The organism is Pseudomonas sp. LBUM1668, from assembly GCF_059695715.1.
This window is the reverse complement of record NZ_CP166787.1, coordinates 2,102,599-2,116,163: the sequence shown is the minus strand read 5'-3', so window position 1 is coordinate 2,116,163 and position 13,565 is coordinate 2,102,599. Positions and strand designations below refer to the sequence as shown.

The window sequence follows — 13,565 nt, the reverse complement described above, 5'->3', positions numbered from 1 at the left end:
CTTTAAAAACCAACATCAAAAGATCGCAGCCTTCGGCAGCTCCTACAGGGATTTACGCTGATTCTGGGGTTTGGATCGCCGGGCCATAGCCTTCGATGAACTCCGCCGGCATGCGCTTGGGCTTGCCGGTGGACAGTTCGATGCAGACGAATGTGGTCTGGGCGCGCAGCAGCGTGGTCTGGTCGCTTGGGCGGATCAGCTGGAAATGCCGGGTCATTTTCAGGCGTTGATCCCAATCGACGATCCAGGTCGCCAATTGCAGCTCGTCGCCTTCATAGGCCGCCGCCAAGTAATCGATCTCGTGGCGCACCACGGCCATCGCGCGATCCAGCCGCCGGTACTCGACCAGATCCAGCCCCAGACGCTGCGAGTGGCGCCAGGCGCAGCGTTCGAGCCAGGTCACGTACACCGCGTTGTTGGCGTGCCCCAGCCCGTCGATGTCCTCGGCGCCCACTTGCAGATCAATGGTAAACGGCGTCGCCCGATCCCAGCCCATGCCCCACTCCCGGTCAGATTATTCAACCGGGGCAGTGTAACGGATGCTCACGCCGATTGGCGCGCCTGAAGGCTGCGGCCGGTCAGCAGTGATAACACACCATCAATCACCCGAGGGTCGGCCAGCACGCGCTGATGACCACCGCTCTCGAGGCGCAACAAGCGGCTGTCGAACCAGGATTCGTGGATCAATTGCGATTCCTTGACCGAGACAAAATTGTCGTCCTCGGCATGCACGATCAGCCCGGGCATATCCAGTTGATAGTGCGCGACGTCAAGGGTGGCGGCACGCATGCCGACATCTTGCTCAACCTGGCGAATGAAGGCGGAACGCGCTCGGGGCGGCATTCCCACGTAGCGGGCAAAACCGCGCAGCACGCCAAGAATGCGAGCAGGGGCGGCGATGCTGACGAGGGTTTCGGTACGCAGGCCCAATTGCACGGCGAGCATCGCACTGGCGCCGCCCATGGAGTGACCGATAACAGCTTGCAAGGGCGGCAGTTCGGCAGCAGCTTCAAGCATGGCGCGGGCAAACAACACAACGTTGGCCTCACGCCCCGGCGACCGACCGTGGGCCGGGCCGTCGAGTGCAACCACCGTATAACCAGCGTCGACCAGTGCGGTGATCAGTGCAGCAAATTGAGTGGGTCGCCCTTCCCAACCGTGCATCAGCAACACCGTCGGACCGTGCCCCCAGCGCAGTGCGGAGAGGCCGAAGCGCAAAGTGATCCGTTCGGAATTGGCCAGCAGCGGCAACTCCCAATCGCGCAGCGGCAGAGTGCGCGGCGTCATGAACGCCAGGCGCATTTTGCTCGCCACCCGTTGCGGTGCAATCCAGCCCAAGGTGCCATTAACGCCACGAACCCACTTCAACGTGTTCATCGCTCTCTCCTCAGGCGTGCTGCCTTCAGGTCAACGCACCGCCGACTTGGCAGCGCGCAGCAATCGATCGGATAAGTCTCCGGGGCCGAGCGCTCTTGCGAGTGCCAGACCACCCACCATCAAGGCCACGTCGGCCAAAGCTTTGTCGGTGTCCTCAGGGCTGGACGCCAACTGCGCAATCATCAATTCCAGATGTTCGTTCAGCGCGATGCGGAACGACTCCGGCAAACGGCCCAGTTCGCCAATGGAGGCAGGAATCGGACAGGCCGATTCGCTGGAATCGCGGTGCTTGCGCGACAGGTAGAACGCAGCGACCAGCGCACGGCGTTCTTCGCCAGTCAATTCGGTGTCCATGTCGGCAATCAGGTCGCGCCGCCGACCCAGCAACTGCTTGAACGCTTCGAGCATCATCGCGTCCTTGCTTTCGAAGTGCGCATAGAAGCCACCGACGGTCAGGCCGGCTGCACCCATCACTTCGCCCACGCTAGGGTCTGCCGGGCCGCGCTGGATCAGTGCGGCGCTGGCAGCCTTGAGGATGCGTTCGCGGGTTTGAGCTTTTTTATCGTTCATCGTTGCCTCCGAATATTACGACTAGAATATTATTCGCATAATAATATTCTGCAAGTCAAGGATATGACCGCTGGTCTGAAGCACAGTGTAAGGAAAAAGGAGAGTTGGCCAAACGCCAGACAAACAAAAGGGCCATTCAATAATTGAATGACCCTTATAAAATCCCGCAGAGCGGGTAATCGTGGCGTCCCCTAGGGGACTCGAACCCCTGTTACCGCCGTGAAAGGGCGGTGTCCTAGGCCACTAGACGAAGGGGACACAAACCCTTCTATACAACTGATCAGTGCTGAGATCTGATCGATTCAAGGCCGGTGTGGCCAGACCTTGAACTTGTAAAATTGGTGGAGCTTAGCGGGATCGAACCGCTGACCTCCTGCATGCCATGCAGGCGCTCTCCCAGCTGAGCTAAAGCCCCGGATTTTTCGCCTCGCGGCGGAGTGACATCTTGCAACATCACTTCTGTAAAACTGGCGTCCCCTAGGGGACTCGAACCCCTGTTACCGCCGTGAAAGGGCGGTGTCCTAGGCCACTAGACGAAGGGGACGCAAACCCTTCTATACAACTGATCAACGCTGAGTGTTGATCGCTTCAAGGCCGGTGTGGCCAGACCTTGAAGTGTAAATTGGTGGAGCTTAGCGGGATCGAACCGCTGACCTCCTGCATGCCATGCAGGCGCTCTCCCAGCTGAGCTAAAGCCCCTCATCGTTGATGTCATCGCTGAGGACGGGGCGAATCTTAATGGCGCTTCCGAGGGCTGTCAAACTTATTTTTAAAATATTTCAAAGTTTTTTGCCGACATAACAATCACTTACCGCCCTCCCCCCGTAAATTCGGGAGGTTTACAACCTACGCAGACTGTAGGAGCTGCCGCAGGCTGCGATCTTTCGATCCTGTTTTTAAAAACCAACGTCAAAAGATTGCAGCGTGCCGCAGCCCCTACAGGGGATCAGGCGATAGCGCCCAGCAGTTTTTCCCACTCTTTGTTTTCTTTCTTCGACACACCGCCCAGCAGGTCGATCGCCTGACGCAGACGGAAGCGGGTCAGGTCCGGCCCGAGGATTTCCATCGCATCGAGCACCGACACCGAACTCGCCTGGCCGGTGATTGCCGCGAACATCAACGGCATCGCATCACGCAGTTTCAGCTCCAGCGACTCAACCACGGCCTGAATCGTCGCGGTGATGCTGTCCTTCTCCCACTGACGCAGGCTTTCCAGCTTCCACAGAATCAACTGCATCAACTGCCGAACCTGATCGCCCGAGAGCTTTTTCGATTCAAACAGCTTGGCATCCGGATTCACGCCGCCAGCGAAGAAGAACCCGCCCAGCGGTGCAACCTGACTGAAGGTTTCTACGCGACCCTGAACCAGCGGCGCGATCTTCATCATGTATTCCGGGTTCAGCGCCCAGGTCTGCAAGCGGCTGGCGAACTCTTCCACCGGCAGATCACGCAGCCACTGGCCGTTGAGCCACGACAGTTTCTCGATGTCGAAGATCGGCCCGCCGAGGGACACACGCTTGAGGTCGAAGTTGTCGACCATTTCCTGCAGCGAGAACTTCTCGCGCTCGTCTGGCATCGACCAGCCCATGCGGCCCAGGTAGTTGAGCATCGCTTCCGGCATGAAGCCCATGCGCTCGTAGAAAGTCACCGAGGTCGGGTTCTTGCGCTTGGACAGCTTGCTCTTGTCCGGGTTACGCAGCAGCGGCATGTAGCACAGCTCCGGTTGTTCCCAGCCGAAGTACTCGTAAAGCAGGATCAGTTTTGGCGCCGACGGCAGCCATTCTTCGCCGCGCAGTACGTGGGTGATGCCCATCAAGTGATCGTCGACCACGTTGGCGAGGAAGTACGTCGGCAGGCCGTCGGTTTTCATCAGCACCTGCATGTCCATGCGGTCCCACGGGATCTCGACATCACCACGCAGCATGTCCGGCACCACGCAGACGCCTTCGCTCGGCACTTTCATGCGGATCACGTGGGGCTCGCCAGCGGCCAGACGAGAAGCGACTTCTTCCTTGGACAGCAGCAGCGCGCGGCCGTCGTAACGTGGAGTTTCGCCACGCGCCTGTTGCTCGGCGCGCATCTGGTCCAGCTCCTCTGCCGTGCAGAAGCACGGGAAAGCGTGACCCAGCTCAACCAGTTGCTGGCAATATTTCTGGTAGATATCGCCACGCTCGCTCTGACGATACGGGCCGTGCGGGCCGCCGACGTCCGGGCCTTCGCTCCACTCGATGCCGAGCCAGCGCAGGGCATCGAAGATCTGCTGTTCGGACTCGCGCGTCGAACGCAACTGATCGGTGTCTTCGATCCGCAGGATGAACTCACCGCCATGCTGCTTGGCAAAGCAGTAGTTGAACAATGCGATGTAAGCGGTACCTACATGGGGATCGCCGGTAGGCGATGGCGCGATGCGAGTGCGGACGGTGGTCATGGCATGTCTCGAAAAGAATGAAAAGCAAAGATCAATAAGCGGCGAATGGTAACAGGCGACACCCGCCCCGCTCCAGCGGGCACGGCATTTAAGCCAGGTTTGTGTCTGTCAGGCCCGCTGGCCGCGATGAGGCCGGATAATTCACCGCACGATCAAACAGCCAGAAGACGCTCGCGCAGCTTGGCAATTTCATCACGCATCTGCGCCGCTGCTTCAAACTCCAGGTCCCGGGCAAGCTGATACATCTTCTCTTCCAGCGCCCGAATCCGCTTGGTGATCTCGCTTGGCGAGCGCAATTCGGCCTCGTACTTGGCGTTCTCTTCGGCTGCCTTGGCCATACCCTTGCGCTTCTTACTGCGCGAGCCGGGCACCGTGGCGCCTTCCATGATGTCGGCAACGTCCTTGAATACGCCTTTAGGCGTGATGCCATTGGCCAGGTTGAAAGCGATCTGCTTGTCGCGACGGCGTTCGGTTTCGCCAATCGCGCGCTCCATCGAACCGGTAATGCGATCGGCGTAGAGAATCGCCCGGCCATTGAGATTACGCGCCGCACGGCCGATGGTCTGGATCAGCGAGCGCTCAGAGCGCAGGAAGCCTTCCTTGTCGGCATCGAGGATCGCTACCAGCGACACTTCCGGCATGTCCAGGCCTTCACGCAACAGGTTGATCCCGACCAGTACATCAAAGGTGCCGAGGCGCAGATCGCGGATGATTTCAACCCGCTCGACGGTGTCGATATCCGAGTGCAGATAACGTACGCGCACGCCGTGATCGGCGAGGTAATCGGTCAAATCCTCCGACATGCGCTTGGTCAGCGTGGTGACCAACACCCGTTCTTCCAGCGCCACACGCTTGGTGATTTCCGAGAGCAGATCATCAACCTGAGTCAACGCCGGACGGATTTCGATTTGCGGATCCACCAGGCCGGTCGGACGCACCAGTTGCTCGACAACGCGACCGGCGTGTTCCGCCTCGTAATTGCCCGGCGTGGCCGAGACAAAAATCGTTTGCGGGCTGATGCCTTCGAATTCGTCGAAACGCATAGGCCGGTTATCCAGCGCCGACGGCAGCCGAAAACCGTACTCCACCAAGGTTTCCTTACGCGAGCGGTCACCTTTATACATCGCGCCGACCTGCGGCACGCTGACGTGGGATTCGTCGATCACCAGCAAGGCGTCGGCCGGCAGGTAGTCGAACAAGGTCGGCGGCGCCTGACCGGAGTCGCGACCCGAGAGATAGCGCGAGTAGTTTTCGATGCCGTTGCAGTAGCCCAGTTCGAGAATCATCTCCAGATCGAAACGGGTGCGCTGCTCCAGACGCTGGGCTTCCACCAGTTTGTTGTTGCTGCGCAAGTATTCGAGACGTTCCTGCAACTCGACCTTGATCCCCTCGATGGCGCCAAGCAGGGTTTCGCGTGGCGTCACGTAGTGGCTTTTCGGGTAAAAAGTGAAGCGCGGCATCTTGCGGATGACTTCGCCGGTCAGCGGATCGAACGCGGAAATACTTTCGACCTCGTCATCGAACAATTCGATGCGGATAGCCTCAAGATCCGATTCCGCCGGGTAGATGTCGATCACATCGCCGCGTACGCGAAAGGTCGCGCGGGCAAAATCCATGTCATTGCGGGTGTATTGCAGGTCGGCCAGACGTCGCAGCAGCGCACGCTGATCGAGTTTGTCGCCGCGATCGACGTGCAACACCATCTTCAAATAGGTTTCCGGGCTACCCAGACCATAGATGCACGACACCGTGGTAACGATGATCGAGTCCTTGCGCTCCAGCAGCGCTTTGGTCGCGGAAAGGCGCATCTGTTCAATGTGGTCGTTGATCGACGCATCCTTCTCGATGAAGGTGTCGGACGACGGCACATACGCTTCGGGCTGGTAGTAGTCGTAGTAGGAAACAAAATACTCGACCGAGTTGTTCGGGAAGAACGCCTTGAACTCACCGTACAACTGCGCGGCCAGGGTTTTGTTCGGCGCCAGCACCAGAGTCGGGCGCTGAATTTGCGCGATGACATTGGCGATGCTGAAGGTCTTGCCCGAGCCGGTCACACCGAGCAGCGTCTGGTGCGCCAACCCGGCCTCGATGCCCTCAACCAACTGGCGGATGGCTTCCGGCTGATCGCCGGCGGGCTCAAAGCGGGTGACTAGCTGGAATTCGGACATACACACCTCTGGGATCGCGGGGTTCCGAGCAAAGCGGAACACCACGGGGACGACCGCAAACGACCGATGTCGCGCAAGAAAAAGCTGGATTGTGCTGAATGTGGTGGCGATTGCCTTGGCTTTCAAGGCAAACGTCCTACATCCGGTAAAAACTCTGACACGCTCAATCGACTAACGGTCAAGAAATAATCGGAAAAACTTACCCTAAAAGCCGAATCGCCTGTCGCCATTGCTCGGTGATGGCCTCTATACTAGCTCCCCGTTTGTGCACCGCTCTAGTGCATCCGGCTGGAGCGCGACACGTCCCTCCACTCCCCATTCAGAGCCGCCGCAAAAATGAGCCTGTTCTCCGCTGTCGAAATGGCACCCCGCGATCCAATCCTGGGCCTCAACGAAGCATTCAACGCCGATACCCGGACCACCAAGGTCAACCTGGGCGTAGGTGTTTACTGCAACGAAGAGGGGCGAATTCCACTTCTGCGCGCCGTTATCGAAGCCGAAACGATTCGCGTCGCTCAACACGCTTCGCGCGGTTACCTGCCGATCGATGGCATCGCCGCCTACGACCAGGCCGTGCAAAAGCTGCTGTTCGGTAACGACTCGCCGCTGATCAGCACCGGTCGCGTTATCACCACTCAGGCCGTCGGCGGGACCGGCGCACTGAAAATCGGTGCCGACTTCCTCAAACAACTGCTGCCGAACGCTGTTGTGGCGATCAGCGACCCGAGCTGGGAAAACCACCGCGCGCTGTTCGAAACTGCTGGTTTCCCGGTGCAGAACTACCGTTACTACGACGCCGCCACCCACGATGTGAACCGTGCCGGCATGCTCGAAGACCTCAACGCCCTGCCGAACGGCTCGATCGTTATCCTGCACGCCTGCTGCCACAACCCGACCGGTGTCGACCTGACCCCGGCGGACTGGAACAACGTGCTGGAAGTGGTCAAGGCCAAAGGTCACGTGCCGTTCCTCGACATGGCATATCAGGGCTTCGGTGACGGCATCGACGAAGACGCCGCGGCTGTGCGCCTGTTTGCAGAATCGGGCCTGACGTTCTTCGTTTCGAGCTCGTTCTCCAAGTCGTTCTCGCTGTACGGCGAGCGCGTTGGCGCCCTGTCGATCATCAGCGAGTCGAAAGAAGAAAGCGCACGCGTGCTGTCGCAGGTCAAACGCGTGATCCGCACCAACTACTCCAACCCGCCGACCCACGGTGCAAGCATCGTCGCCGCCGTGTTGAACAGCCCGGAACTGCGCGCGCAGTGGGAAGCGGAATTGGCGGAAATGCGCCTGCGTATTCGCGGCATGCGCGAGCAAATGGTCAGCCTGCTGGCAGAAAAAGCACCGCAGCGCGACTTCAGCTTCGTCGGCCGTCAGCGTGGCATGTTCTCCTACTCCGGCCTGACCACTGAACAGGTTCATCGCCTGCGCAACGAGTTCGGCATCTACGCCTTGGACACCGGCCGTATCTGCGTCGCTGCGCTGAACCAGAGCAACATCAAGGCTGTAACGGATGCGATTGTTCAGGTCATCTGATTTCGCATTGTGATGAAAAACGGGAAGCCTTCGGGCTTCCCGTTTTTATTTGTGCCGGTAAACAGTCCACACCCTCTAAACTGCACACAAATCCAAACTGTAGGAGTGAGCCTGCTCGCGATAGCGCTTTGTCAGTTGCAGCTTCATTGCTTGACACACCGCTATCGCGAGCAGGCTCACTCCTACAGGGTTTGTGAACACCTCAGAATTCTGCGAGAAACCCATGAAAAACGACAACCTGCGCGCCGACCGTGACGATCTGGATGACTTCATCCCCCGCGCCCCGGCCAAACGCGAAAAAAGCCTAGTGTTGCAAGTGGCGGCCGGGGTGTTTCTCGGCGGCCTGGCCTTGTGGCTGGTGCAACTGGCGACCACCGCGGCTTACGCCAAGCTGATGATGGGCACCATCACCTTCGGCAGTTAAGCCAGTTCGCTCGCACGCTGGCTGGCGGCATCGTCATAGACAACGTACAGCGATTCGGCGATCTGGCTTTTGATGGCCTTGGCAGTTTCCAGGCCGAGGACAAAACCCTCAGCCTTGCCGCCAGCGCGGTTCAGTTCTTCAGCGGTGCTGGCCTGGGTGATTGCATCGAAGAGTTTTTCGGCGTGCGGGCCGACGCCTTTTGGCAGGCTGATTTGAGCGGTGGTCATGCGAGCACCTCGATGTGCAGTGATGTGTGATTCATGGCGCGTACCTTTTCGGCGAATGGCCGGCAGCGCGTGTGACCACTTCCGGGCGGCCATGGTAGACCCCTGAGGCGATTCTGGTAACCGCCAATCGCCGATAAACCACCGTCCGTCCTGGCGAATTGCACAATTCAACAACAGACGCTTGACTTCTCTTTTTGAATCAGTAACATACGCACCAATTCCGCAATAGCTCAGTTGGTAGAGCAAGTGACTGTTAATCACTGGGTCCCTGGTTCGAGTCCAGGTTGTGGAGCCAAATAGCAAAGCCCCTGAATCGAAAGGTTCAGGGGCTTTTTTGTGGGCGCTCGAAAAGATCAAAAGATCGCAGCCTTCGGCAGCTCCTACAGTTTGAAATGCACTCCCCCTGTAGGAGCTGCCGAAGGCTGCGATCTTTTGATCTCCACGAAAACGAAAAGGCCGATCTGTCTTCCAACAGATCGGCCTTTTTATTCGATCAGCGATCAAACATGTTCGCTGCTCTTCACCTGCACCTTCGGGGCACCGTGACCATGGTCGTGATCTGCATCCACTTCGATCACCGGCACTTCCTTGCCATCGCAGTCATGCAGTTTGCCGTCGCAGAAGTAGTCACCCTCACGCAGCGCCGCCAGATCGCGATAGCGCAGAGTTCGCTCCTCCGCTACCGCAAACACCGACTGCTGGTCAGAGTTACCGGTTGTGAAGTGGTTGAACGCCAGGTTGAGCAGGATCGCCATGATCGCCGACGAGCTGATGCCCGAGTGGAAAATGGTCGCGAACCAGCTCGGGAATTGATCGTAGAAGCTCGGCGCAGCAATCGGGATCATGCCGAAACCAATTGAGGTCGCGACGATGATCAGATTGACGTTGTTGCGGTAATCAACCTTCGACAACGTACGGATACCACTCGCGGCGACGGTGCCAAACAACACAATACCTGCGCCGCCGAGTACCGAAGTCGGCACTGCCGCGATCACTCGGCCCATGAATGGCAGCAGGCCGAGGACCACCAGAAACAGACCACCGGTGGCGACCACGAAACGACTCTTGATCCCGGTCACCGCCACCAGCCCGACGTTCTGGGCGAAGGCACTTTGGGTAAACGAGCCGAAGATCGGCGCAAACATGCTCGACAGCATGTCCGCGCGCAGTCCATTACCCAGACGCTTGGAGTCGACCTTGGTGCCGATGATTTCACCGACCGCGAGAATGTCCGCCGAGGTTTCCACAAGCGTCACCATGACCACGATGCACATCGACAGGATCGCTGCGAAGTGGAAGGTCGGCATGCCGAAATGGAACGGCGTCGGGAAGCCGAACATCGGGCCGGTGGTGACGCTGGAGAAGTCCGCCATGCCGAGGAACACCGCCAGCACCGTGCCGATCACCATGGCCAACAGGATCGACAAGCGCGAGATGGTCGAGCTGCCGACCTTGCTCAGCAGCAGCACCAGTACCAGCGTGACCGCCGCCAGGCCAATGTTTTGCATGCTGCCGAAGTCCGGCGCGTGGCTATTGCCGCCCATGGCCCAGCGCGCGGCCACCGGCATCAGCGTGAGGCCGATGGTGGTGATCACAATGCCGGTCACCAGCGGCGGGAAGAACTTGGTAATGCGCGAGAACACCGGGGTAATCAACAACCCGATCAGCGACGCGGCAATCACCGCGCCAAGCACCGACTGGAAGCCACCCTCCCCGCCACTGCTGACGATCGCGACCATGGTCGCAACGCCGGAGAACGACACACCCTGTACCAGCGGCAACTGACAGCCGAAAAACGGTAGACCCAGGGTTTGCAGCAGTGTCGCCAGCCCCCCCGCAAACAATGAAGCAGCAATCAACAAACCAATGTCTGCGGGCGACAGCCCGGCCGCCTGACCGATGATCAGTGGCACCGCGACGATACCGCCATACATGGTCAGAACATGTTGCAGGCCGTAAGCCATATTCGCGCCGACCCCGAGGTTTTCGTCCTCGGGCCGTTGGTGTGAAACATGGGGCGTTTTCATGGTGGGGGGGTTCCCTGGTTTTTGTTATGCGCACACTGTATTCAAAAGTCGCGACAAGTGTCTATCGCTTTGTATACAAAAAATCATCTCGAGTTGTCCGAAACCGGTACCGCGAAGAGCTATTGAGCTCAACCTCGGCGCGTGGCAGGATCGGCGGCATGCCGTAGGGATTAACGGAAACCCTTTCCGGGATCAGATAAGGAATTCAGCATGAGTGGAAAACCAGCCGCACGCGCTACAGACGCCACAAACTGCCCAGGGCATGCCGCACAGAAAATCGCTGCCGGCTCGCCCGACGTTTTTTTCGATGGATTGCCAGCCGCGCGCCTCGGAGATCCTGCCTCTTGCGGCAGCACAATCAGTGGCAATATTTCGGCAACGGTCTTCATCAACGGAAAAAATGCCGCTACGCAAGGCAGCCTTGGCACTCACGGCGATGTCATCGTCGGCGGCTCCGGCACAGTCATCATTGGCCAAAGTGGCGGTGGCGCAGCGGTCAGCCCAGTCCCCCCGATCAACCTCGGCTTCGACGAGCAATTCACCCTGTCGGACGCCGACGGCGAGCCTGTGCCGGACTTCGCTTATAAAATCACCACCGCCTCAGGCAAGATTTTCCGCGGAGTCACCAATGAACGGGGGCTGACCCAACGCGTTTCCACCAGGGCAACCGAACTGTTGCATCTGGAACCCGACGACCTGGCCTGAACAGATGGAACCAGTCTGCTGAAAATTATCTGAAGGAGTTGTAACCAGCATGGCGCTTGCGATCCTGAACAATAATCTAGCCTCCTCGAACAGGCAGGGCGGCAGTACCCACCCGTCTACCGTGGTCACCAAATACACCAAACGCGCTGACGACAACGGCTGGCTAAGCGTAAAGCTCGAACCGAAGGGCACCCTCGTCGCGCTGTGCGAATTCACCAAAGTGACCCTCGCCAAGGAGTCAGGTGGTCGAACCTACTTCCGGATTGCCGATGGCAACTCTGAATTCGTCGGGCAGACCGCCAGCCTGAAGACCGAAAATGCCTTGAAGTACCTGATGGACACGCCGCCCACAGGGCCGGCGACTGTGAAGGTCAAATACACCGGCGCACCGGCCCATGCCGTATCGGAGTTCAAGGGTAAACTCCTTCAGCAATGGGCCCAGGTCAGTTTCAACGGCATCACGGCAAAGGTGACACTCAATAGTCAGTGGGGTGGCCAATACACACCGATCCCGCCCGGCCGCCACCGGATCATGGCACCCGACCGCTCTCACGGGAACATTTCAACCGGCGGCTATAAGACCAAAGGCAGCCTGCATTGCACGGATGTCTGGTTTCCAATCGAACTGCAAGGCACGAAAGGCAACAGTAGCCGTTACATCCATGTCGGCCATTTGTCCGACGGCTGCGTCACTTTTTATGAGCTGATCAAATGGAACGATGTTTACGATTACCTCATTTGCCGGCGAGTCAAAGGTGAAGGCGGGAAATATGTCGGCGAACTGCTGGTGGAGAAATAAATGATTCGGCTGTTCCTGATCCGATTGATACCCGCGCTGTTGTTGGTAATTGCCAACAGCGCCAGTGCCGACTTTGGCTGTGATGACTTTCTGTCGAAGCTCGCAGACAAGCCATCGTTTGTTGAATTCAAAGGCTGCAAGCAGGCGCTTGACCGCATGGGCCAGCCATTTTCTGCCAGCTATGAAGTATCCGGGGCCAATGCTTCGAAAGCCGAACAGTACCTTGAACAGCACTTCGGGATATCGCCGATCACGCGCGCCTGTTGCTCCTGGGACTCGACCCAAAATGGTTTCAAGGATCCGGCAACAGGCATCAACTACCTGATCAGCATTGGCTCAGAGGAAACAGAGGTCGGGCAACGAGAGTCGTGGGCCAAGATCAATCTCTTTACGATCCAGGTCGATGCTTACGCTGAGGATCCCTGACCCGACTCGATAAGGCGTCTGAGCACCGGCCTCAACAATTCTGGGCTCGCGACCTGTATCCCGAACTCAACCTCAAGCAGATCGAGTAGATCTTCCACATCCGCTACATCACGCCGCTCGCTCTCGGCGCCGATGCGGTGGATCGCGAAACTGCCATTGTTCAATGTACGCCGCCAGCCATCGCCAGTACGCGCAACCATCAGGCGATTGGCGAACGGTGATTGCGGATGCGCCGAGACATACCAGTTGCCGATGGTGAAATCGATGTCTTCCTGGCGTTGCAGATCGAACAGGTACATCGACCGCCATTCGCCCCCGACATTGGCGCGCAGCATGTAGCCGTCGGGTTGTTTTTCGATGCGATACGGCTCGTGCGGTGTGGCTTGCTCGGCCTCGGTATCCAGCATCAACGGTGCGGTTGGCACCATGCCGCCGAAGCCGACATCGGTGATGTAGCGCACGCCGCCGAGGGTTACCAGACTCAAGCGATGGGTGCGCGCGGTCCAGGTGCCTTCGGGCTGATTCATGACCACTCGCCCGCTGATGGCCCGAACGTCGAAGCCCAGTTCAAGCAACAGGGCAAAAAACAGATGATTGAGTTCGTAGCAGTAACCGCCGCGACCACCGTGCAAGACTTTCTGCTCAATCGAGGCAAGATCGATCAATACCGGAGTGCCGGTGACCGTTGCGAGATTTTCAAAGGTGAAAGCGCCGGTATGGCGCAATTGCAACTCGCGCAGGGTTTCCAGGGTCGGCGGCGGTGGTGCCTCGAAACCCAGGCGTTGCAGATACCGTTTCAGACTCGTCAGGCGGGGCTCACTCATTGCTCAGTCCTTATGCATGGGGCCGCAGGTCACTGCGTTGATGGTCGCCATGTATAC

Annotated in this window: 13 protein-coding genes and 5 tRNA genes; 6 read left to right on the top strand and 12 right to left on the bottom strand. The window is 58.6% G+C overall.

Going from position 1 to position 13,565, the window contains the following annotated elements; all coding sequences use genetic code 11:
- Positions 1-52: 52 nt before the first annotated feature.
- From ACA061_RS09350 to uvrB, 9 genes are all read right to left on the bottom strand, one after another.
- On the bottom strand, positions 53-496 hold the full coding sequence (locus ACA061_RS09350) for an acyl-CoA thioesterase (RefSeq protein WP_210555590.1): 444 nt from the start codon (positions 494-496) through the stop codon (positions 53-55).
- A gap of 47 nt (positions 497-543) precedes the next feature.
- Positions 544-1,377, bottom strand: a complete 834-nt coding sequence (locus ACA061_RS09345) for an alpha/beta fold hydrolase (RefSeq protein WP_497301243.1) — start codon at positions 1,375-1,377, stop codon at positions 544-546.
- A 30-nt stretch (positions 1,378-1,407) separates the two neighbouring features.
- A complete protein-coding gene (locus tag ACA061_RS09340) occupies positions 1,408-1,947 on the bottom strand; it encodes a TetR/AcrR family transcriptional regulator (protein WP_150594676.1) in 540 nt (179 codons plus the stop codon).
- Between the two features lie 182 nt (positions 1,948-2,129).
- A tRNA-Glu gene (locus ACA061_RS09335) sits at positions 2,130-2,205 on the bottom strand.
- 81 nt (positions 2,206-2,286) lie between these two features.
- A tRNA-Ala gene (locus ACA061_RS09330) sits at positions 2,287-2,362 on the bottom strand.
- 53 nt (positions 2,363-2,415) lie between these two features.
- Positions 2,416-2,491: transfer RNA gene (locus ACA061_RS09325), tRNA-Glu, on the bottom strand.
- Positions 2,492-2,570: 79 nt separating this feature from the next.
- Positions 2,571-2,646: transfer RNA gene (locus tag ACA061_RS09320), tRNA-Ala, on the bottom strand.
- A 247-nt stretch (positions 2,647-2,893) separates the two neighbouring features.
- Positions 2,894-4,375 carry a glutamate--tRNA ligase gene (gene gltX / locus ACA061_RS09315; RefSeq protein WP_497301242.1) on the bottom strand — a complete coding sequence of 494 codons (1,482 nt, stop codon included), beginning with the start codon at positions 4,373-4,375 and terminating at the stop codon, positions 2,894-2,896.
- Positions 4,376-4,527: 152 nt separating this feature from the next.
- Positions 4,528-6,543 (bottom strand): excinuclease ABC subunit UvrB, encoded by a 2,016-nt coding sequence (gene uvrB, locus ACA061_RS09310; protein ID WP_115147583.1) that lies wholly within the window; start codon positions 6,541-6,543, stop codon positions 4,528-4,530.
- A gap of 336 nt (positions 6,544-6,879) precedes the next feature.
- Between uvrB and ACA061_RS09305 the strand changes: the two genes are divergently transcribed.
- Together ACA061_RS09305 and ACA061_RS09300 are read left to right on the top strand one after the other, a co-directional pair.
- On the top strand, positions 6,880-8,076 hold the full coding sequence (locus tag ACA061_RS09305; protein WP_497301241.1) for an amino acid aminotransferase: 1,197 nt from the start codon (positions 6,880-6,882) through the stop codon (positions 8,074-8,076).
- Positions 8,077-8,299: 223 nt separating this feature from the next.
- Positions 8,300-8,500, top strand: coding sequence for a hypothetical protein (locus tag ACA061_RS09300; RefSeq protein WP_150601425.1), 201 nt, complete (start codon positions 8,300-8,302; stop codon positions 8,498-8,500).
- Here the strand turns inward: ACA061_RS09300 and ACA061_RS09295 are convergent.
- Positions 8,497-8,727 (bottom strand): hypothetical protein, encoded by a 231-nt coding sequence (locus tag ACA061_RS09295; protein WP_042558588.1) that lies wholly within the window; start codon positions 8,725-8,727, stop codon positions 8,497-8,499. The two genes, ACA061_RS09300 and ACA061_RS09295, sit on opposite strands and share 4 nt — an antisense overlap.
- Positions 8,728-8,946: 219 nt before the next feature.
- Between ACA061_RS09295 and ACA061_RS09290 the strand changes: the two genes are divergently transcribed.
- Positions 8,947-9,022, top strand: a tRNA-Asn gene (locus ACA061_RS09290).
- 205 nt (positions 9,023-9,227) lie between these two features.
- Here the strand turns inward: ACA061_RS09290 and ACA061_RS09285 are convergent.
- On the bottom strand, positions 9,228-10,754 hold the full coding sequence (locus ACA061_RS09285; RefSeq protein ID WP_150601424.1) for a nucleobase:cation symporter-2 family protein: 1,527 nt from the start codon (positions 10,752-10,754) through the stop codon (positions 9,228-9,230).
- A gap of 210 nt (positions 10,755-10,964) precedes the next feature.
- Here ACA061_RS09285 and ACA061_RS09280 point away from each other — a divergent pair, with 210 nt between their 5' ends.
- From ACA061_RS09280 to ACA061_RS09270, 3 genes are read left to right on the top strand one after another with little or no spacing between them, the layout of a single operon-like run.
- The gene (locus ACA061_RS09280; protein ID WP_150594673.1) at positions 10,965-11,459 is read left to right on the top strand and encodes a PAAR domain-containing protein; all 495 of its coding nucleotides are present in this window, start codon (positions 10,965-10,967) and stop codon (positions 11,457-11,459) included.
- Between the two features lie 49 nt (positions 11,460-11,508).
- Positions 11,509-12,258: a hypothetical protein gene (locus ACA061_RS09275; RefSeq protein ID WP_497301239.1), complete on the top strand. Its 750-nt coding sequence runs from the start codon at positions 11,509-11,511 to the stop codon at positions 12,256-12,258.
- Positions 12,259-12,684: a DUF4952 domain-containing protein gene (locus ACA061_RS09270; protein ID WP_210555587.1), complete on the top strand. Its 426-nt coding sequence runs from the start codon at positions 12,259-12,261 to the stop codon at positions 12,682-12,684.
- On the opposite strand, the gene ACA061_RS09265 is transcribed toward ACA061_RS09270, so the two are convergent.
- Entirely contained in the window at positions 12,666-13,508 is an 843-nt protein-coding gene (locus ACA061_RS09265) for an arylamine N-acetyltransferase family protein (RefSeq protein ID WP_210701595.1), read from the bottom strand. The genes ACA061_RS09270 and ACA061_RS09265 overlap by 19 nt on opposite strands.
- Between the last annotated feature and the right edge of the window lie 57 nt (positions 13,509-13,565).

Excerpts from the sequence above, each read along its gene's own strand:
- ACA061_RS09350 (WP_210555590.1), bottom strand. The coding sequence starts at position 496 with ATGGGCTGGGATCGGGCGACGCCGTTTACCATTGATCTGCAAGTGGGC.
- ACA061_RS09345 (WP_497301243.1), bottom strand. The coding sequence starts at position 1,377 with ATGAACACGTTGAAGTGGGTTCGTGGCGTTAATGGCACCTTGGGCTGG.
- ACA061_RS09340 (WP_150594676.1), bottom strand. The coding sequence starts at position 1,947 with ATGAACGATAAAAAAGCTCAAACCCGCGAACGCATCCTCAAGGCTGCC.
- gltX (WP_497301242.1), bottom strand. The coding sequence starts at position 4,375 with ATGACCACCGTCCGCACTCGCATCGCGCCATCGCCTACCGGCGATCCC.
- uvrB (WP_115147583.1), bottom strand. The coding sequence starts at position 6,543 with ATGTCCGAATTCCAGCTAGTCACCCGCTTTGAGCCCGCCGGCGATCAG.
- ACA061_RS09305 (WP_497301241.1), top strand. The coding sequence starts at position 6,880 with ATGAGCCTGTTCTCCGCTGTCGAAATGGCACCCCGCGATCCAATCCTG.
- ACA061_RS09300 (WP_150601425.1), top strand. The coding sequence starts at position 8,300 with ATGAAAAACGACAACCTGCGCGCCGACCGTGACGATCTGGATGACTTC.
- ACA061_RS09295 (WP_042558588.1), bottom strand. The coding sequence starts at position 8,727 with ATGACCACCGCTCAAATCAGCCTGCCAAAAGGCGTCGGCCCGCACGCC.
- ACA061_RS09285 (WP_150601424.1), bottom strand. The coding sequence starts at position 10,754 with ATGAAAACGCCCCATGTTTCACACCAACGGCCCGAGGACGAAAACCTC.
- ACA061_RS09280 (WP_150594673.1), top strand. The coding sequence starts at position 10,965 with ATGAGTGGAAAACCAGCCGCACGCGCTACAGACGCCACAAACTGCCCA.
- ACA061_RS09275 (WP_497301239.1), top strand. The coding sequence starts at position 11,509 with ATGGCGCTTGCGATCCTGAACAATAATCTAGCCTCCTCGAACAGGCAG.
- ACA061_RS09270 (WP_210555587.1), top strand. The coding sequence starts at position 12,259 with ATGATTCGGCTGTTCCTGATCCGATTGATACCCGCGCTGTTGTTGGTA.
- ACA061_RS09265 (WP_210701595.1), bottom strand. The coding sequence starts at position 13,508 with ATGAGTGAGCCCCGCCTGACGAGTCTGAAACGGTATCTGCAACGCCTG.